Annotated in this window: 14 protein-coding genes; all 14 read left to right on the forward strand. The window is 71.4% G+C overall.

Features of this window, described 5'->3' with window-relative positions:
• Positions 1 to 4: 4 nt before the first annotated feature.
• The 14 genes from hisS to STROP_RS09235 all read left to right on the forward strand — a co-directional run bounded on the left by hisS (position 5) and on the right by STROP_RS09235 (position 18,973).
• The gene (gene hisS / locus STROP_RS09170) at positions 5 to 1,333 is read left to right on the forward strand and encodes a histidine--tRNA ligase (protein WP_011905712.1); all 1,329 of its coding nucleotides are present in this window, start codon (positions 5 to 7) and stop codon (positions 1,331 to 1,333) included.
• Positions 1,334 to 1,480: 147 nt separating this feature from the next.
• The gene (locus STROP_RS09175; RefSeq protein WP_011905713.1) at positions 1,481 to 2,416 is read left to right on the forward strand and encodes an acyl-ACP desaturase; all 936 of its coding nucleotides are present in this window, start codon (positions 1,481 to 1,483) and stop codon (positions 2,414 to 2,416) included.
• Between the two features lie 273 nt (positions 2,417 to 2,689).
• Positions 2,690 to 4,513, forward strand: a complete 1,824-nt coding sequence (gene aspS, locus STROP_RS09180) for an aspartate--tRNA ligase (protein WP_011905714.1) — start codon at positions 2,690 to 2,692, stop codon at positions 4,511 to 4,513.
• A 168-nt stretch (positions 4,514 to 4,681) separates the two neighbouring features.
• Positions 4,682 to 5,278 carry an ArsR/SmtB family transcription factor gene (locus STROP_RS09185; RefSeq protein ID WP_011905715.1) on the forward strand — a complete coding sequence of 199 codons (597 nt, stop codon included), beginning with the start codon at positions 4,682 to 4,684 and terminating at the stop codon, positions 5,276 to 5,278.
• Entirely contained in the window at positions 5,278 to 6,672 is a 1,395-nt protein-coding gene (locus tag STROP_RS09190) for an MFS transporter (protein ID WP_011905716.1), read from the forward strand. The genes STROP_RS09185 and STROP_RS09190 overlap by 1 nt, the downstream gene beginning before the upstream one ends.
• 120 nt (positions 6,673 to 6,792) lie before the next feature.
• Entirely contained in the window at positions 6,793 to 8,298 is a 1,506-nt protein-coding gene (locus tag STROP_RS09195; protein WP_018830336.1) for a replication-associated recombination protein A, read from the forward strand.
• A gap of 1,577 nt (positions 8,299 to 9,875) precedes the next feature.
• Positions 9,876 to 10,685, forward strand: coding sequence for a hypothetical protein (locus STROP_RS09200; protein WP_026275006.1), 810 nt, complete (start codon positions 9,876 to 9,878; stop codon positions 10,683 to 10,685).
• A gap of 152 nt (positions 10,686 to 10,837) precedes the next feature.
• Entirely contained in the window at positions 10,838 to 11,299 is a 462-nt protein-coding gene (locus STROP_RS09205) for a DUF948 domain-containing protein (RefSeq protein WP_011905719.1), read from the forward strand.
• A gap of 32 nt (positions 11,300 to 11,331) precedes the next feature.
• Positions 11,332 to 11,637 (forward strand): hypothetical protein, encoded by a 306-nt coding sequence (locus STROP_RS09210; RefSeq protein WP_011905720.1) that lies wholly within the window; start codon positions 11,332 to 11,334, stop codon positions 11,635 to 11,637.
• On the forward strand, positions 11,634 to 14,312 hold the full coding sequence (alaS, locus tag STROP_RS09215) for an alanine--tRNA ligase (RefSeq protein WP_011905721.1): 2,679 nt from the start codon (positions 11,634 to 11,636) through the stop codon (positions 14,310 to 14,312). The genes STROP_RS09210 and alaS overlap by 4 nt, the downstream gene beginning before the upstream one ends.
• 64 nt (positions 14,313 to 14,376) lie before the next feature.
• Entirely contained in the window at positions 14,377 to 14,838 is a 462-nt protein-coding gene (ruvX, locus tag STROP_RS09220; RefSeq protein WP_011905722.1) for a Holliday junction resolvase RuvX, read from the forward strand.
• The gene (gene mltG / locus STROP_RS09225; RefSeq protein WP_011905723.1) at positions 14,835 to 16,040 is read left to right on the forward strand and encodes an endolytic transglycosylase MltG; all 1,206 of its coding nucleotides are present in this window, start codon (positions 14,835 to 14,837) and stop codon (positions 16,038 to 16,040) included. Before ruvX ends, mltG begins: the two co-directional genes overlap by 4 nt.
• Complete coding sequence (locus STROP_RS09230) at positions 16,030 to 16,857, forward strand: shikimate dehydrogenase (RefSeq protein WP_011905724.1); 828 nt, start codon at positions 16,030 to 16,032, stop codon at positions 16,855 to 16,857. The genes mltG and STROP_RS09230 overlap by 11 nt, the downstream gene beginning before the upstream one ends.
• A gap of 160 nt (positions 16,858 to 17,017) precedes the next feature.
• Positions 17,018 to 18,973 (forward strand): hypothetical protein, encoded by a 1,956-nt coding sequence (locus STROP_RS09235; protein ID WP_037331089.1) that lies wholly within the window; start codon positions 17,018 to 17,020, stop codon positions 18,971 to 18,973.
• The last annotated feature ends 10 nt before the right edge of the window (positions 18,974 to 18,983 follow it).

Raw genomic sequence — 18,983 nt, forward strand, 5'->3', positions numbered from 1 at the left:
CACCATGAGTAAGCCCACGCCGATCTCCGGCTTTCCGGAGTGGACGCCCGCCCAGCGGATGATCGAACAGTACGTTCTGGACCGGATCCGGGGCACCTTCGAGCGGTACGGGTTCGCCCCGCTGGAGACCCGCGCGGTCGAGCCGCTCGACCAGCTGTTGCGGAAGGGGGAGACCTCCAAGGAGGTCTACCTGCTCCGGCGGCTGCAGGCCGACCCCGATGGACCAACCGGCGACGACGCGCTCGGCCTGCACTTCGACCTGACCGTGCCGTTCGCCCGGTACGTGCTGGAGAACGCGGGCAAGCTTCAGTTCCCGTTCCGCCGCTACCAGATCCAGAAGGTGTGGCGGGGCGAGCGACCGCAGGAGGGTCGCTACCGGGAGTTCCTGCAGGCGGACATCGACATCGTCGACCGGGACACGCTGGCGCCGCACCACGAGGCCGAGATGCCGTTGGTGATCGGGGACGCGCTGCGGTCGCTGCCGATTCCGCCGGTGCGGATCCAGGTCAACAACCGCAAGATCTGCGAGGGCTTCTACCGGGGAGTGGGGCTCACCGACCCGGAGGCGGCGCTGCGCGCGGTCGACAAGATTGACAAGATCGGCCCGGCCCGGGTGGCGGACCTCCTGGCCGCCACGGCCGGGGCGACCGAGGCGCAGGCGAAGGCCGTGCTGGCGCTGGCGGAGATCTCGGCGCCGGATGCGTCGTTCGCCGACGCGGTGAATGCGCTCGGGGTCAGTCACCCGCTGCTCGACGAGGGCCTCGCGGAGTTGGTCCAGGTGATGCAGACCGCCGCCGAGCACGCTCCCGGCCTCTGCGTCGCCGACCTGCGGATCGCCCGCGGCCTGGACTACTACACCGGGACCGTCTACGAGACGCAGCTGGTCGGGTACGAGCGGTTCGGCTCGATCTGCTCCGGCGGCCGGTACGACAGCCTGGCCAGCGCCGGTGCCGTCGCGTTCCCCGGGGTGGGCATCTCGATCGGCGTGACCCGGCTGCTCGGCCTGCTCTTCGGTGCCGGGGCGTTGACCATCTCCCGCCCGGTCCCCACCTGCGTGGTGGTGGCGGTGACCAGCGAGGCGCAGCGGGCGGTGAGTAACCGGGTCGCCGAGGCGCTGCGGGCCCGGGGCATCTGCACCGAGGTCGCGCCGAGCGCGGCGAAGTTCGGCAAGCAGATTCGCTACGCCGAGCGCCGGGGCATCCCATACGTGTGGTTCCCGGGCACGGACGAGGGCGAGGGCGAGGTCAAGGACATCCGTACCGGTGCGCAGGTGTCGGCGCGGGCCGAGGTGTGGCAGCCGCCGACGGCGGACCTGCGGCCGGTGGTGAGCTGAGCTGAGGCGACCACCGACCCGCCTTCGGCTGGTGCCGGTGTTGGTCGGCAGGAAACCGCTGTTCCGGGGCGCGCCTGGGATGTTACTGGCGCGGATCGGCGATCAGACCTACGGTGGCGTAAGTTACGCCACCGTAGGGAGACCCGCATGACCGTCCTCAGCCAGACCGCCCTTCTGCACGAGCTGGAAGTCGTCGTGGAGAAGAACCTCGACCGGCACCTGTCGATCGCGAAGGAGTGGTTTCCGCACGAGTACGTGCCGTGGAGCGAGGGGCGGACGTTCGACGGCCCGCTCGGTGGCCAGGCGTGGACGCAGGCCGACTCGTCGCTGCCCGAGATCGCTCGTACCGCGTTGATCGTCAACCTGCTCACCGAGGACAACCTGCCCTCGTACCACCACCAGATCGCCACCCTCTTCGGCCGGGACGGGGCGTGGGGGACCTGGGTGCACCGGTGGACGGCCGAGGAGGCGCGGCACGGCATCGCGATCCGTGACTACCTGACGGTGACCCGGGCGGTCGACCCGGTGGCCCTGGAACGGACCCGGATGACCCACATGTCGGCCGGCTACCGCAACGCGCACGACGAGGAGATGCTGCACTCGCTCGCGTACGTGTCGTTCCAGGAGTTGGCCACCCGGATCGCGCACCGGAACACCGGCCGCGCCACCGGCGATCCGTTGTGCGAGGCGTTGCTGGCGCGAATCGCCACCGACGAGAACCTGCACATGCTGTTCTACCGAAACCTGCTCGGCGCCTCCTTCGAGCTGGCCCCCAGCCAGACGATGCGGGCGGTGGCCGACGTGCTGGCCGAGTTCCAGATGCCGGGCAACGGCATCGAGGGGTTCGCCCGGAAGTCCGTCGCGATCGCCCTGGCCGGCATCTACGACCTGCGCCAGCACCGGGACGAGGTGGTAATGCCGGTGCTGCGGCAGTGGGACATCTTCGAGGTGTCGGGTCTGAACGCGGACGGCGAGGCGGCCCGGGAGCAGATCGCGGCCCACCTCGACGGCCTGGAGCTCGCCGCGTCCCGATTCGAGGAGAAGCGTGACGCCCGCCGCGCCCGGAAGGCCGCCCGGAGCTGACGGCCGGGGCGCGGCACCGCCGTCCAGCCGACGGCGACGGGCGGCACCATGCCGGTGGGCCTCGCGCGCGGCGGTGCCCTCCTTCCGCGTACCCGACAAACGGCGGTGCGGTAGCCCTGACAGAATGCCGGTGCAGAGACACTCTGCTCCGGGGCAGAATGCCGGTGCAGAGACATCGTGCCCCGGAAAAGGCTGGAAATGAGGATGCGGCCCCGGGGCGGCCCGGAGAGGATGCCGGGCAGATCCATTCCGCAGACAAGGGAGACGCACGTCGTGATCCGTACCCATGACGCCGGAAGCCTGCGCGCGACGGACGCCGGCAGCACGGTGACGCTCGCCGGCTGGGTGGCCCGCCGGCGCGACCACGGCGGTGTCATCTTTGTCGACCTGCGTGACGGCTCCGGGGTGGCCCAGGTCGTCCTCCGCGAGGAGGACGCCCACGTGCTGCGCAACGAGTACTGCGTCCGGGTCACCGGCGAGGTGACCCGTCGGCCCGAGGGGAACGAGAACCCGGAACTCGCCACCGGCGAGGTCGAGGTGACGGCGGAGGAGTTGGAGGTGCTGTCCGAGGCGGCGCCCCTGCCGCTGCCGGTGGACGACCAGATCGAGGCCGGAGACGACGTCCGACTGCGCTACCGGTACCTGGACCTGCGCCGTAGTGGCCCGGCCAGCGCCCTGCGCCTGCGGTCTGCGGCCAACCAGATCGCGCGTACGGTGCTGCACGAGCGGGACTTCCTGGAGATCGAGACCCCGACGTTGACCCGCTCCACGCCGGAGGGGGCACGCGACTTCCTGGTGCCGGTCCGGTTGCAGCCCGGCACCTGGTACGCGCTGCCCCAGTCGCCGCAGTTGTTCAAGCAGCTGCTGATGGTGGGCGGGATGGAGCGGTACTACCAGATCGCCCGCTGCTACCGGGACGAGGACTTCCGCGCCGACCGGCAGCCGGAGTTCACCCAGCTGGACATCGAGATGTCCTTCGTCACCGAAGACGACGTGATTGACCTCGGCGAGGCGATCGTGTCCCGGCTGTGGCGGGAACTGGCCGGCCACCAGATCACCCGGCCGATCCCGCGGATCACCTGGCACGAGGCCATGGCCCGGTACGGCTCGGACAAGCCAGACCTGCGCTACGGCGTGGAGTTGACCGAGCTGACCGACTACCTGCGCGGCACCCGGTTCCGGGTCTTCGCCGGCGCGATCGAGGCGGGTGGCTACGTTGGTGCGGTCGTGATGCCCGGCGGTGCGGCGCAGTCCCGTAAGGAGTTGGACGGCTGGCAGGACTGGGCCAAGGCGCGGGGTGCGAAGGGCCTGGCGTACGTGGTGCTCGACGCCGAGACGGGCGAGGCGCGGGGTCCGGTCGCCAAGAACCTCTCCACGGAGCACCTGGCGGGCCTGGCCGACGTGGTTGGCGCGAAGCCCGGCGACGCGATCTTCTTCGCTGCCGGTGCGGAGAGCCGGGCGGCCCAGGAATTGCTCGGCGCGGCCCGGGTGGAGATCGCCCGCCGGGCCAACCTGGTTGACGAGAGCGCCTGGGCGTTCTGCTGGGTGGTTGACGCGCCGATGTTCGAGCGGGTCACCGACCGCGAGGAGGCTGGAGCGGGCGGCTGGACCGCGGTGCATCATCCGTTCACCGCACCGAACGCCGAGTGGATGGACCGCTTCGAGGAGGCACCGGACCGGGCGCTCGCGTACGCGTACGACATCGTCTGCAACGGCAACGAGATCGGCGGCGGCTCGATCCGTATCCACCGCGGCGACGTGCAGCAGCGGGTCTTCGACCTGCTCGGCATCACGCCCGAGCAGGCGCGGGACAAGTTCGGCTTCCTGCTGGAGGCGTTCAAGTACGGCCCGCCGCCGCACGGCGGTATCGCCTTCGGCTGGGACCGGGTCTGCATGCTGCTCGCCGGCGCCGACTCGATTCGTGAGGTCATCGCCTTCCCGAAGACCCGCGGCGGGTTCGACCCGCTGACTGCCGCGCCGACCCCGATCACCGCCGCGCAGCGCCTGGAGGCGGGCGTGGACGCCCGGCCCAAGCCCGAGGCGCGGGCGCAGGCCGGCACCGCCGGCCCGGCTGCTCCGGTGGCCGACCCCACCTGATCGCCTCGTTGGTCATACCAGTGGCGGCCCGGCTTTGCCGGGCCGCCACTGTCGTGTTCGGCGCCCGGTGTTGGGCTGAGCGGTGCGGGGCAGTCGAACCCGAAGAACTTGCAAAATTTCTGTGCACAACAGTTGTGCACAGAAGTCATGCAAAGATAGTGTGCAAGCATGACTGATGACCGGGAACGGGCCGGGCCCACTCCGCGTGCGGTGCACATCGACCACCGCCAGGTGCGGGTGCTGGCTCACCCACTGCGGATCCGGCTCCTCGGGGCGCTGCGGGTGCAGGGCCCGTCGACCGCCACCACGCTGGCCGAACTGCTCGACACCAACACCGGTGCCACCAGCTATCACCTGCGTCAGCTCGCCGACGTGGGGCTGGTCGCCGAGGACCCCGACCGGGGCACCGGCCGGCAGCGCTGGTGGCGGGCCGCGCACGAGCTCACCGACTTCGACCCCACCGACTTCGACGACGACCCGGATGCCCGCGCCGCCATGGAGTGGATCCAGGGTCACCAGGTGCGCCTGTTGGCCGAGCAGGCGCAGCGGTGGTTCGCGGCGCAGAGCCAGTGGTCGTCGGAGTGGCGGGACGCCTTCGGGATGGGCGACGCCTTCCTGACCCTCCCGGCAGACCGGCTGAAGGCGCTCAACGACGAGCTCTGGCAGGTCCTGGAGCGGTACCGCGAAGCGGCCGACCCGGCTGAGCCTGGTGCCGAGCAGGTTCAGGTCTACCTCGGCGCCTACCCGTTGCCGAAGGAGGCGTGATGGCTACCCTCTCGGTCCATCAGGTCCGCCACCGCTATCTCATCCTGCTCGGCCTGCGCTGGCTGCCGGTCGGCCTGCTGGTTCCGGTCTTCGTCCTGCTGATGCAGGAGCGGGGCCTCACCCTTGCCGAGATCGGCATGGCGTTCGCGGCCCAGGGTGTCCTCGTCCTCGCGCTCGAGTTGCCGACCGCCGGGCTCGCCGACGCCGTGGGACGCCGGCCGGTGCTGGTGCTCGCCGCGGTGGTCAACCTCGCCTCCGTGGCGCTCTTCGTCGTGGCCGACTCGTTCGCCCTACTGGTGGCGGTGTGGGCGTTGCAGGGGGTCTATCGGGCGCTGGACAGCGGCCCGCTCGAGTCCTGGTTCGTGGACAGCACCCTCGCCGCCGACCCTGAGGCCGAGTACGAGCGGGGCCTGAGCCAGGGCGGGACGGCGGTCGGCGTCGCCATGGCGGCCGGTGCCCTGCTCAGCGGCGGGCTGGTCGCGTTCGGCCCGGTCGGCCCGTTCAGCGCGTTGACCATGCCGATCGTGGCCATCGTGGTGTTGCAGGTCGTCGGGCTGGTGGCCCTCCTCGCCCTGCTGCGCGAGCGTCGTCCCACCGCCGGGTCGTCGGCGCTACGCGAGTCGATCGCGGAGGCCCCCCGGATGATCGGCCAGGCGATGGGGCTGCTGCGCCGCTCCCGGGTGCTGCTCGCCCTGCTCTCGGTCGAGCTCTTCTGGGGCTTCGGCATGGTCACTTTCGAAGCTCTCCTGCCGGTCCGACTCGCCGAGGTGCTCGGCGACGCCGATCGGGCCGGGGCGCTGCTCGGGCCGGCGACCATGGTGGCCTGGCTCGCGAATGCCGGCGGCGCGGCGGCGACCCCGCTGCTCACCCGGCGACTGGGCGCCGCGCCCGCCGCGGCGCTGCTGCGGATCGCGCAGGGCGTCACCGTGGTCGGGATGGCGCTGCTCGCCGGTCCGGTCGGCGTGCTGGTCGCCTTCGTCGTGTGCTACGTCGTGCATGGCGCCTCGAACCCGTTGCACATGGGGCTGGTGCACCGACAGGTCGACGGGCCGTACCGGACCAGTGTGGTGTCCCTGAACTCGATGGTGTCCATGCCCGCCGGTGCCGCCGGGGGGATCGTGCTCGGCCTGGTCGCCGACCGTGCCGGCGTCAGCGTCGCGATGCTGGTCGGCGCGGTCGTGCTCGTGATTGCCGCGCCGCTGTACCTGCCCGCCTGGCGGGCGAGCCGGGACGGTTCTCCCGCCCCGGTCGGTGCGCCAACGGCCGCCGCCTCCCCCGAGCCCCCGGAACCGGCGACCCAGCCCGACACCTCGGCGCCGGTCAGTGGGCAGCCCGGCGTGCCCCCGGCTCGCGACGGTGATCCGACAACCGGCGCGGGCGCGGCACGGCGCTGACGCCCGTGCCACCGGCCGCGTCGCGCGGCCGGTGGCACGGGCCGAACCGGAGGAGCAGGTCAGCTCTTCCCGGCGGCGCTGATTCTGGCGACCCCGGCCGCGCCCGGTACTGTTCCCGTGATGGATCCCGACGCCCTCTTCTCCCTCGGGGAGCCCGCCGCCGCGGCTGTCGCGCCCGCGGGTGCCGCCGGCATGGCTGGGTTCACGCCAGTCGGGGACGACGCGCCGCTGGCCGTCCGAATGCGCCCGACCGGCCTCGACGAGCTGATTGGCCAGGACCACCTGCGTGCCCCCGGTGCTCCGTTACACCAACTCGTCTCCGGGGCCGCACCGATGTCGGTGATCCTCTGGGGGCCGCCCGGCAGTGGGAAGACCACCATCGCGCACCTGGTGGCTGGGGCGACCGACCGTCGCTTCGTGGCGATGTCGGCGCTGAACGCCGGGGTGAAGGACGTCCGTGCCGTCATCGACGCCGCCCGCCGGCAGCGCCGCGCCGGCGGCCCGCAGACCGTGCTCTTTATTGATGAGGTGCATCGGTTCAGCAAGACCCAACAGGATTCGCTCCTCGCCGCGGTCGAGGACCGGACCGTCACGTTGCTGGCGGCGACGACCGAGAACCCATACTTCTCGGTCATCTCGCCGCTGTTGTCTCGGTGCGTGCTCCTCACCCTGCAGCCACTGGACGACGACGCGGTGCGGAGTCTGCTCCGTCGCGCGGTCGTCGACGGTCGCGGCCTGGGCGGCACGCCTGTCCTCGCCCCCGAGGCCGAGGAGCATCTGGTCCGGCTCGCCGCCGGTGACGTCCGCAAGGCGCTCACCGCCCTGGAGGCCGCGGCCGCCTCTGCCACCGCGGTCGGTGCCCGCCGCATCGACCTACCCACCGCCGAGCAGGCGGTGGACAGCGCCGCCGTCCGCTACGACCGTGACGGTGACAGCCACTACGACGTGACCAGCGCGTTCATCAAGAGCATGCGCGGCTCCGACGTGGACGCCGCGCTGCACTGGTTGGCCCGGATGCTGGTCGCCGGCGAGGACCCGCGGTTCATCGCCCGTCGGATGGTCATCTTCGCCAGCGAGGACGTCGGTATGGCCGACCCGGGTGCGCTCGGCGTGGCCACCGCCGCCGCCCACGCGGTGGAGTACGTCGGCCTGCCGGAGGCCCAGCTCAACCTCGCCCAGGCGGTGATCCACCTGACCACGGCCCCGAAATCGAACTCGGCGACCACCGCCATCGGGGCGGCCCTCGCTGATGTCCGGGCTGGGCGGGGTGGCTCGGTGCCGCGTGGGCTACGGGACGCGCACTACCCCGGCGCCAAAGGGCTCGGCCACGGCACCGGCTACCGCTATCCCCACGACGACCAGCGGGGTGTGGTCAACCAGCAGTACGTGCCGGACGACCTCGTCGGCACCGACTACTACCGGCCCAGCCAGCATGGTGCCGAGCGAGCCGTCGCCGACCGACTGCCGCTGCTGCGGCGGATCATTCGCCAGTCGTCGCCAACGGCTGACCGCCGGCCGACGGCGTCCTGCGGTGCCGGGTTGGGCAACAGCCGCCCACCCGAGAGATCGGGTGACGACGCGGCGTACGAGGGTGGCAGAGACGCCACTGAGGAGGGGCAGCAGTGAAGTCGCGAGGGGCGGACCGGCCCGAGGAGGGCGCTGACGAGCGGCGCAAAGGGCGCCGCTGGGGGCGGGGGAAGTCCGAGGCCGCGGCCGGGGAGCCGGTCAGCGGCGAGGAGTTCGGCTGGATCGACGACCTGCGTACGGCCAAGGCACAGCGGGCGGAACTGGGTCCGGAGGGCGAGCCCGGCCCGTCCTCGCCGCCGCAGCGGCCCGGCGTCGACCCGCGTCCGAGCGGCGCTGGAGCCGCACCGCCCGTTCGGCGAGACGCGCCCGAAGCGCCGCATCCGCGCCCCGCTGCTGGCCCGCGCCCCGGCTCGGCGGAGCCCGCCGCCCCTCCCGGCCCCCCGGCTCCTTCTGGCCTCCCGGCCTCTTCCGGGCCCTCGGCTCCTCCCGGGCCCTCGGCTCCTCCCGGGCCCTCGGCTCCTCCCGGGCCCTCGGCTCCTCCCGGGCCCCCGGCTCCTCCCGGGCCCCCGGCCCCCCGGGCCCACGGACGCGGTGGTCCACCCGGTCCGCCCACCTCCGAGCCGGTCGGCCGTGGCCGCCCGCCAACGCCGGTCCGTCCTCCGGCCACCGCTGCGCCCCAGCCGGGCCCCGCTCCATCGGCCGGCCGGGGCGGACGACGTGGCGCCGGTGAGCCGATGGGCGCCCCGGGTGCCCTGCCGGCTGCCCCTGGCAGGGCCGGTGAGTCGACCGGCGGGACTCCTCCCGTCGTAGGTGGACACCGTGCGGCAGCGGAGGGCGGTACGCCCGGCCACCGTGCTGCCCCGTCGCCCGGTGGTGTGGCCCGGCACGGCCGACGGGAGACGCCGGAGGAGGACAGCGCGGCACCGCGTGGCCGCCGGTCCGCCCCCGAGGGCGGCCCGGGGCGGGCCAGCCCCGCGGTGAACACCGACGTCCCGAGCCCGCGAACCGGCAGCGCCGACCCGGCCACCGGCGAGGGCCGTCGAGCTCGACCGGAGCGGCCCGCCGACTGGCTACGGCAGGCAGGCCGTACGTCCCACCAGACCGACCCCACGCTGCGTTCCCTGAATCAACCGGCGGTCCCCCCGGGGTCGCCGGTAGCCCCGCGTAGCGGGCCACCCGTCGGTGGCCGGGTGCCCGCTGACGGTCCGCGTTCCGGACCCGAACCGACCCGCGGTGGTCCCGCCGCCGGGCGAGCGCGGCCCGATCACGGCGGCGGCCCGCGGGGTGCCCACGCCGCCGGTCCGCCCCCGGGAGCGGCTGGCCCCGCGCGGCCACACCCGCCCGCTGGGCCGGCCGCCGAGCGGCCCCGTCCGTCCGCCGCCGCGAGCGGCGCTGTCGGTGAGCCGCCCTCCGGCCCGGGCGCTGTCCGTGCGGACCGGCCGCCACCCCAACGGGCCGCCGCCGGGCCGCCGCCGGGCACGGTTGCCCCGCGGCGGGCTGGCACGCCGAATCCCCTACCGGGCGGAGCGCCTCCGCCCGGCGTAGCCCGGCCCGGCGTCGACCCGGGTGGTCCACCTGGGATGGCCGCACCGCCCGGCCTCGTCCGGCCCGGCGATGCGCCCGCTGGTCCGCGACCCGCGGCTGGGGCGGCCCGGGTCGCCGGCCCCCGTCCCAGCGTGGACGAGCGACCGTCGGGTCGCGCGCTGCCGCCCCCTCGAGAGCCGGCCCGGGCCACCCCCCCGGGAGTTCCGCCTGCGTCGCCGGGAGCAGCGCCGGGCGGGACGCCGCGTGGCTTTGCAGAATCCCCCGCAGTCGACACCGCCGTCCAGGACGGACCCGGCGGAGCCCGCTCGTACCTGCGCCGGCAACCGCAGCGGAGGATCCGGACGGGGGTCCTGGCTCTGGTCAGCATCGTGTTGCTCGGTGTTGTTCCGGCCGTCTTCGGGCTCCAGACGCTCAACCGTGACCCGGTCTTCGACACGCTTGACCAGTTGGCGGTGCCCAGCTGGGCAGCGACCGAGACGGTTGACGATGTCAGTGGCAGTCGCTGGTGTCTGCTGGACTGTCGACTACGCGAGCGTACCGTGGCCTCGGAACGTTCTCCGGAGGAGACCGTCCAGGTCTACGAGGCGTCGCTGCGTGGGGATGGTTGGCGGCCGTGGCAGGTCGACCGTTGCCCCGAGCAACCGGCGAAGGGCAGCTACACCTGCTGGCGGCGAGATGAGCTGACCCTCGATCTGTGGGTACGTGAGCCAGCCTGTGTGCCGCCACCAGTCGACGGCGAGCCGGCGCTCGTGCCGTCCCCGGATCCGTCGACCCAGGCGACGGAGTGCGCCGGCTCGTTGGTGTCGGTGAAGGTGCGTAACGCCATCGATGACGACCGCACGCGACCGCAGCCGAGTACCGACCCGTCGCTCACCGGTGAGGACCCCTTCCCGACCTTGTCCGAGGACCCGCTCGGTGAAGTGACCCCCTCACCGTCCTGAGGCGGTCTCCATCACGGACGGTAGGGTCTGGGCTGGCAGGCCCGCCTGCCCCGGTCGACCAGCGGCGGGGGCGCGCGGTACGGGTGTGGGGATGACGGCGGCTTGCTTCGGAAACGTCCGGCGCCCGCTGATTCGGCTTGAGGAGGACAGGCGTGGACTTTGGAGAGGTCGCGGCGCTGATCGCGGCAATCGCGTTCGCGATGCTGGTGTTGATCCTGGTGCTGCCAATCCTACGGCTGCGGCACACGGTTGATGCGGCCACCCGGATGATCAACGATCTCAACGACCGGACCGCCCCGCTGCTCGGCGAGGTCAACACCACGGTGAAGAACGTCAACACCGCGTTGGATCAGGTGCAGACCTCGTTGGATGGGGTGAATCTCCAGCTCGCCAAGGTCGATACCATGACCAATCACGCGCAGAACATCACCGCCAACGTCGCCAACCTCGCCACAGTCGTCTCCGCCGCCGCCGCGAGCCCGCTGGTCAAGGTGGCTGCCTTCGGCTATGGCGTGCGCCGGGCCACGGCCGCCCGCCGGCATCTGGAGACCGAACGTGAGGTGCGGGACACCATCAAGCAGCAACAGCGAGGCCGCCGGCGCGGTCGCCGCTGAGCAGCGCCGGAGGCGCCTAGGAGGGGGAGAGCATGAGGCGGTTGTTCTGGCTGGGCATTGGGCTGGCCGTAGGCGTGCTGGTGGTCCGCAAGGCCACCCGGACGGCCCAGGCCTACACGCCGGCCGGGATCGCCGGCGGGCTGTCCGAATCCGCTGGCGGCCTGGCCGAGTCGGTACGTAGCTTCGTGTCGGACGTCCGGATCGGAATGGCCGAGCGCGAGCAGGAGATTCACGAGGCCTTCGCGCGCGGCGAGGCGTTCGACGACAACGTCGCCGACCTGCGGGAACACCCGTACACCGGCGACCGAGAGACTTTCCCGGAGGAGCACCAGCGATGAAGACGGCGGAGATCAGGCGGCGGTACCTCGCGCACTTCGAGGCGAACGGTCACGCCGTGGTGCCGTCCGCTCCGCTGCCCGCCATCAGCGACCCGAACCTGCTGTTTGTCGCCGCCGGCATGATGCAGTTCGTCCCCTACTTCCTGGGGCAGCAGACCGCTCCCTACAAGCGGGCCGTCAGCGTGCAGAAGTGCCTCCGTACGCCGGATATCGACGAGGTGGGCAAGACCAGCCGGCACGGCACGTTCTTCCAGATGAACGGCAACTTCTCGTTTGGGGACTACTTCAAGGACGAGGCGATCCCGCTCGCCTGGGAGCTGTCCACCAAGCCGGTTGACGCCGGGGGACTCGGACTCGACCCGGATCGGATCTGGCCGACGGTCTACCTCGACGACGACGAGGCGTTCCAGATCTGGCGATCGGTCGGGGTGCCGGCGGATCGGATCGTGCGTCGCGGCAAGGCTGACAACTTCTGGTCGATGGGCATTCCCGGGCCGTGCGGGCCCTGCTCCGAGCTGTTCTACGACCGTGGCCCCGAGTACGGCCGGGAGGGCGGTCCGGAGGTTGACGAGGATCGGTACCTGGAGTTCTGGAACCTCGTCTTCATGCAGTTCGAGCGGGGACCGGGCACCGGCAAGGAGGACTACCCGATCCTCGGTGACCTGCCGGCGAAGAACATCGACACCGGGATGGGCCTGGAGCGGATGGCCTCCATCCTCCAGGGCGTGGACAACCTCTACGAGATCGACGAGGTGCGGCCGATCCTGGCCAAGGCCGCCGAGCTGACCGGCAAACGGTATGGCGCGCACTCCGGTCAGGTCGCCAGCGAGTCGCACCCGGATGACGTCCGGCTGCGGGTCGTCGCCGACCATGTCCGCACCGCCCTGATGTTGATCGGTGACGGGGTGATCCCGAGTAATGAGGGGCGGGGCTACGTGCTGCGCCGCATCATGCGCCGGGCGATCCGTTCGATCCGGCTGCTGGGCTGGCAGGAACGGGCGATGCCCGAGCTGCTGCCGGTGGCCCGCGACTGCATGTCCGCGTCATACCCGGAGCTGGCGACCGACTTTGGCCGGATCGCCGACTACGCGTACGCGGAGGAGGATGCGTTCCTGTCCACGCTGCGTGCCGGCACCACGATCCTGGACACCGCCATCGCCGAAACCCGTACCGCGGGCCGGCGGGCGATCTCCGGTGCGAAGGCGTTTCAGCTGCACGACACGTACGGCTTCCCGATCGACCTGACCCTGGAGATCGCGAGCGAGCAGGGTCTACAGGTCGACGCCGAGGGTTTCCGTCGGCTGATGGCCGACCAGCGGGCTCGGGCGAAGGCCGACGCGCAGGCCCGTAAGACGGGGCACGTGGACCTGTCCGCGTACCGGACGGTGCTGGACGAGGGCGGCCCGGTCACCTTCACCGGCTACCAGGAGGTCTCCCGCGAGTCGACGGTGCGGGCGGTGCTCGGCGCGGCCAGTCCGCACGCCGCGGCGGTGGAGGGCGAAACGGTCGAGCTGGTCCTCGACACCACCCCGTTCTACGCCGAGGGTGGTGGCCAGCAGCCGGACCTGGGCGTGATCACCGTCGGTGGGGGCCAGGTGGAGGTCCTCGACGTGCAGCAGCCGGTACCGGGGTTGATCGTCCACCGGGCCCGGGTGCTGCGGGGTGAGGTGCGCGTGGGCGAGACCGGCTTCGCCGAGATCGACACTGATCGCCGTCGGGCGATCTCCCGGTCGCACACCGCGACCCACCTCGTGCACCAGACCATGCGCAACTTCCTCGGTGAGTCCGCCACCCAGGCCGGTTCGCTGAACGCACCGGGGCGGCTTCGGTTCGACTTCAACACCCCGACCGGGGTGGCACCGAGCGTCCTGCGGGATGTGGAACAGCAGGTCAACGAGGCGCTCCTCGCCGACCTGGAGGTGCGTGCGTTCGTTACCTCGCTGGCCGAGGCGCGGCGTATCGGTGCGATGGCGCTCTTCGGCGAGAAGTACGGCGAGCAGGTGCGAGTCGTCGAGGTCGGTGACTACGCGCGAGAGCTGTGCGGTGGTACCCACGTGGGCCGTTCCGGCCAGCTCGGCCTGGTGAAGATCCTTTCTGAGTCGTCGATCGGGTCCGGGGTTCGCCGGGTCGAGGCGTTGGTCGGGATTGACGCGTTCAACTTCCTTGCCCGCGAGCACCTGCTCGTCGCCCGCCTCGCCGAGCTGTACCGGGTGCCATCCGACCAGGTCGCGGAGCGGGTGGAGCAGACCGTCACCCAGCTGCGCGACGCCGAGAAGGAACTGGAGAAGCTCCGCGCGCAGCTGGTGCTCGGCGGCGCGGCCGCCCTCGCTGCCCAGGCGAGCGAGGTGCGTGGGGTGGCGTACGTCGGGACCGAGGCGCCCGAGGGTGCGGCCGGCAACGATGTGCGGACCCTCGCGCAGGAGATCCGGAGCCGGATCGATCCGGCGCGTCCTGCGGTGGTCGCGGTGGCGGCCCGGGCGAACGGCAAGGCTTCCCTGGTGGTGGCGGTCAACCCAGCGGCGCGCAGTCAGGGGCTGTCAGCGGCGGATCTGGTCAAGGTAGCCTTCGCCGGCCGGGGTGGGGGCAGCCCCGAGTTGGCCCAGGGGGGCGGTCTGCCGGCGGCGGAGGCGCCGGGGTTGCTTCGGACCGTCGAGAATGCCATCGCCGGGGCGTAAGGTGCCGGGGGGTAACCGGCACCGGAGGCCCAGCCCGCTCGTTCTCCCAGGGAGGTGACCATTCGTGGCTGAGTGGTCCCGGGGCGTACGCCTCGGGGTGGATGTCGGGCAGGTCCGGGTCGGCGTGGCCCGGTCCGACCCGCACGGCGTCCTGGCTACGCCACTGGTCACCCTGGCCCGGGACCGTGCCGTCGCGCCGGAGGCGGTTCCCAGCGACATGGCCGAGCTGGCCGCGCTGGTGACCGAACACGAGGCGGTCGAGGTGGTGGTTGGTCTCCCGGTGAATCTCGCTGGTCGGCAGGGCCCCGCCGCCGTACATGTGCAGGCGTATGTCGGCCGTCTGGTCGAGGTGATTTCGCCTGTGCCGGTGACGCTCGCCGACGAGCGGATGTCGACGGTGGTGGCAAGCCGTAGGCTTGCCGAGCGTGGCGTTCGGGGGCGCCGGCAGCGGGCGGTGGTGGACCAGGCGGCCGCGGTGGAAATCCTGCAGAGCTGGCTCGATGCGCAGCGGAGGCGGATGCAATGATCGACGATCTGGACCCTGATTTCGATACCGATCGGGGAGAGAAGGGCCGGCATCGGCGTGGCTACGTGCGAAAGCGTCAGCGCGAGCGGACGCGCAGCTCGGGTGGAGGGCGCGGCAAGACCGTGCTGGCCCTGCTGCTGACCCTGACTCTGCTCGGCGGCCTCGGCGGTGGTGCCTTCTACGGCTTCGAACGGATCCAGAGCCTTCTCGGTACCCCAGACTACGACGGCTCCGGGACCGAGGCGGTGACGGTCGAGATCCCGGAGGGCGCCCCGATCGCCGCCATCGCGGTCACGCTCTACGAGGCCGGGGTTGTCAAGAGCACCAAGGCATTTGTTGAGGCGGCGGAGGAGAACGACCAGAGCAAGAGCATCCAGCCCGGCCAGTACGAGTTGCGGAGGCAGATGAGTGGCGAGTATGCCGTGGCCGCGATGCTGGACCCGAAGAACCGGATCGTGAACGGGATCACTGTTCCCGAGGGGCGGACCGCGAAGAGCATCTACAAGCTGCTCGCCGAAGAGACCGAGATCCCGGTGGAGGAGTTCGAGGCGGCGGCGAAGGATCCGCTCGCGCTCGGTGTCCCGGAGTGGTGGTTCACGCGCACGGACGACCGGACGGCCGAGCCGTCGATCGAGGGCTTCCTCTTCCCCGACACCTACGAGCTTCCCGCGGAACCCACGGCTGAGTCGATTCTCGCGCTGATGGTGGAGCGATTCCTCACCGTCGCCGAGGAGTTGGAGTTCGTCGACCGGGTGCAGAACGAACGCCAGATCGCGCCCTACGAGGCGCTGATCGTCGCGTCGCTCGCCCAGGCCGAGGCGGGCACTCCGGAGGACCTCGGCAAGGTCGCCCGGGTCGCCTACAACCGGGTCTACGGCGACTTCCAGTGCAACTGCCTGGAGATGGACGTCACGGTCAACTACTACCTCGAGTTGACCGGCCAGGAGACCAAGACCTCGGCCGAGATGACCCAGGACGAGTTGCTTGACACGGAGAGCCCGTACCGCCGCAAGCTCGAGGGCCTGATCCCCACGCCGATCAACAACCCGGGTCAGTTGGCGATGGAAGGCGCCATGGACCCGCCGCCGGGAAAGTGGCTCTTCTTCGTCGCGATCAACAAAGAGGGGGAGTCCGCCTTCGCGGAAACCTACGACGAGCATCTGCGCAACGAGGCCAAGGCGAGGGAGGCGGGTGTCATCTGAGCGCGTGCGGGCGGCGGTGGTCGGTGACCCGATCGCGCACTCCCTCTCCCCGGTGATCCACAACGCCGGCTACGCCGCGGTCGGCCTGCACGACTGGTCGTATACCCGCATCGAGTGTGCCCAGGCGCAGCTGCCGGCCCTGGTTGCCGGCCTGGGCCCGGAGTGGGCGGGGCTCTCGGTCACCATGCCGGGCAAGGAGGCGGCGCTCGCGGTCGCCACGACGGCGTCGCCGGTCGCGGTCGCTGTCGGCGCGGCCAACACCCTGGTACGCCGGCCCAACGGCTCCTGGCACGCGGACAACACCGATGTCGCCGGCATGGTGGAGGTGCTGACCGCCGCCGGGGTTCGTCCGGGGTCGACGCTGACGGTGCTCGGCGCCGGCGGTACCGCCCGGGCGGCGGTGGCCGCGGCGGCGGCGCTGCGCGCCCGGACGGTGACGGTGGTGGCCCGGCGGAAGGCCGCGATCGCCGACCTGCGTCCGGTGGCCGAGACGGTGGGCGTGTCGCTGACCGGAGTTCCCTGGGCCGACGCTGCTGCGGCCTGCTCCGCCGACGTGGTGATCTCAACCGTGCCGGCCGGGGCCGCCGACCCATTGGCCACGGCGGTGGTGTGGCGGCCCACCACTGTGCTCTTCGACGCCCTCTACGACCCCTGGCCGACCTCGCTCGCGTCCGCCGCGCGGACTGCCGGCTGCCGGGTCTGCTCTGGTCTCGATCTGCTGCTGGCCCAGGCGGTCGGCCAGTTCGAGCAGTTCACCGGGGTACCGGCGCCGCGTGCGGCGATGGCCGACGCGCTCACCGCGGCTCGGGCTGGCTGATCCCCGCACCGGCGACTCGTCCCGCGCCAATGGGGCGAACCGGCAGGACCAGTGCCAGCCAATCGGTGGATATCGCTGACGGGGTCGGGCAGGAAAGGATACGCGAGTTCTCACCCTGTGGAGGTCTAGCGTGGCCGGGTTGTCTTTTCGTCGGCGGATTATGGGTCGCCCTGTTCACGCGGCCGTGATCTGCTCGGTGGCCGTCGTCGCCGCGATGGTCGTACCATCCGCGGCTGTCGCCACCGTCCCGCCGGTGCCCGAGACACAGATCCTGGTGTCGAGTGATCCGGTCGACGAGACGCCGCACGCCCGCGACGGCGAGGTCCGTGCCTTCGCGCAGATCGGCTCGATGGTGTACGTCGGGGGCAGCTTCACCGAGATTCGGCAGGACCCGACTGCGGCGTGGGTCAGCCAGCGCTACCTGTTCGGCTACGACAAGACCACCGGGGTGATCTCGACGACCTTTCTGCCGGTGCTCGATGGCGCGGTGAGCTCGTTGGTCGCCGGTCCGAACGACACGTTGATCGTCGGTGGGGCCTTCCGGAACGCCAACGGGGCGTCCCGAAAGAATCTGGTGGCGCTCGACCCGAGTACCGGCGCCACCGTCGAGGGCTGGGTGGGCCGCTCCGACGGCGGCAACGTGCGCGACATGGCGCTGCATGGCGACTGGCTCTACCTGGCGGGCGCCTTCAACTGGGTGAACGGCACCTCGCATGCCGGGCTCGCCCGACTGCATGCCAGCACGGGGGCGATCGACCCGACCTTCGCCATCAACGCCACGGTGGGGCGAAGCGGTACCAGTTCGTACGTCTGGACCATCGACGTCTCACCGGACGGGGAGACGTTGATAGCGGGTGGCAACTTCACCGACGTCAACGGCCTGTCGCGGAACCAGATAGCGCTCCTTGACCTCTCTGGTACGCCGAGCGTTCTCGACTGGAGTACGGAGAAGTTCGTGGCACCGTGCGGTGGGCAGCCAGCTTTCTCCTATCTGCAGGCTGTGCGGTTTGGCGGCGATGGCAGTTGGTTCGTCGTCGGTACCAACGGCGGATCGGGCTGGCCGGCGGCGTACTGCGACGCGCTGGTGCGCTTCGAGACCGCGGCCCGCGGTGACGGTCAGCTCGGCACGTGGGTGAACTACACCGGTAGGGACACCATCACCTCAGTCGAGGTGGCCGACAATGTCATCTATCTCGGTGGGCACTTTCGCTGGCTGAACAATCCGACCGCCCACCGGGGCGGCGCCGGCGACGGCGCCATTGACCGGCTCGGTATCGCCGCGGTCACCCCGGCCACCGGGATGCCCGTGAACTGGAATCCGCGTCGCAGCGGTGGCTCGTCGCTGCCCCCCGGCACCAGCCCCTGGGACTCCTCCGTGCCCGTGCTCTGGCGGGGCGACGACGGGCTGTACTTCGGGCACAACTCTGATGGCATGGGTGGCGAGTACCACGGCCGGCTCGGTATGTTCCCGCGCTCCGGTGGTCGGACGATCACCCCGAAGAACCCGCCGACCGCGACCAGCGGCAATCTCTACCTGGGCATCGGGGAGGGCGAACTGGCCCGGGTCCCGTTCGACGGCACCATGATCGGCTCGCCGACCACGGTCAGCCAGCCGAACTACACCGGCGCCGGGGCGACCTGGGGATTGAGTGACCGGATCTACTGGGCACACACCGTCGCCGGTACCCCGACGGGTAGCCGGATCGACATTTCAATGTTCAACGGGGGCACGGTCGGCGCCCCGTGGGAGGCGTCCGGTTACAACGACTGGTTCGACGCGGGCGACCTGACCGGTGCCCTCTTTCTCGACGGTCGCCTCTACTACACCCGCTCTGGTGCCGACGCCCTGTACTACCGGTACTTCGAGACGGATGGGAACTACCTCGGTGCCACCGAGTTCACCCTCCCCACCACCGGGGTTGACTGGTCGACGGTGCGGGGTATGGCCTGGGTGGATGGCACGATCGTGTACGGAAGCACCGACGGGAACCTGCGCGTCGTCCCCTTCCGGCCAGCGGTCGACCCGGTGGTGGACGGCGCGGAAAGCGTCCTCCTCGCGATGGCGAGCACGGAGCTGACGTGGTCCACTCCACAGCTGTTTTTCGCCGTGCAGTAAGGCGACTGGC

Origin of the sequence: Salinispora tropica CNB-440, from assembly GCF_000016425.1 — a bacterium.
In the GTDB taxonomy this organism is placed as follows: domain Bacteria; phylum Actinomycetota; class Actinomycetes; order Mycobacteriales; family Micromonosporaceae; genus Micromonospora; species Micromonospora tropica.

Excerpts from the sequence above, each read along its gene's own strand:
- hisS (WP_011905712.1), top strand. The coding sequence starts at position 5 with ATGAGTAAGCCCACGCCGATCTCCGGCTTTCCGGAGTGGACGCCCGCC.
- STROP_RS09175 (WP_011905713.1), top strand. The coding sequence starts at position 1,481 with ATGACCGTCCTCAGCCAGACCGCCCTTCTGCACGAGCTGGAAGTCGTC.
- STROP_RS09185 (WP_011905715.1), top strand. The coding sequence starts at position 4,682 with ATGACTGATGACCGGGAACGGGCCGGGCCCACTCCGCGTGCGGTGCAC.
- STROP_RS09190 (WP_011905716.1), top strand. The coding sequence starts at position 5,278 with ATGGCTACCCTCTCGGTCCATCAGGTCCGCCACCGCTATCTCATCCTG.
- STROP_RS09195 (WP_018830336.1), top strand. The coding sequence starts at position 6,793 with ATGGATCCCGACGCCCTCTTCTCCCTCGGGGAGCCCGCCGCCGCGGCT.
- STROP_RS09210 (WP_011905720.1), top strand. The coding sequence starts at position 11,332 with ATGAGGCGGTTGTTCTGGCTGGGCATTGGGCTGGCCGTAGGCGTGCTG.
- alaS (WP_011905721.1), top strand. The coding sequence starts at position 11,634 with ATGAAGACGGCGGAGATCAGGCGGCGGTACCTCGCGCACTTCGAGGCG.
- mltG (WP_011905723.1), top strand. The coding sequence starts at position 14,835 with ATGATCGACGATCTGGACCCTGATTTCGATACCGATCGGGGAGAGAAG.
- STROP_RS09235 (WP_037331089.1), top strand. The coding sequence starts at position 17,018 with ATGGGTCGCCCTGTTCACGCGGCCGTGATCTGCTCGGTGGCCGTCGTC.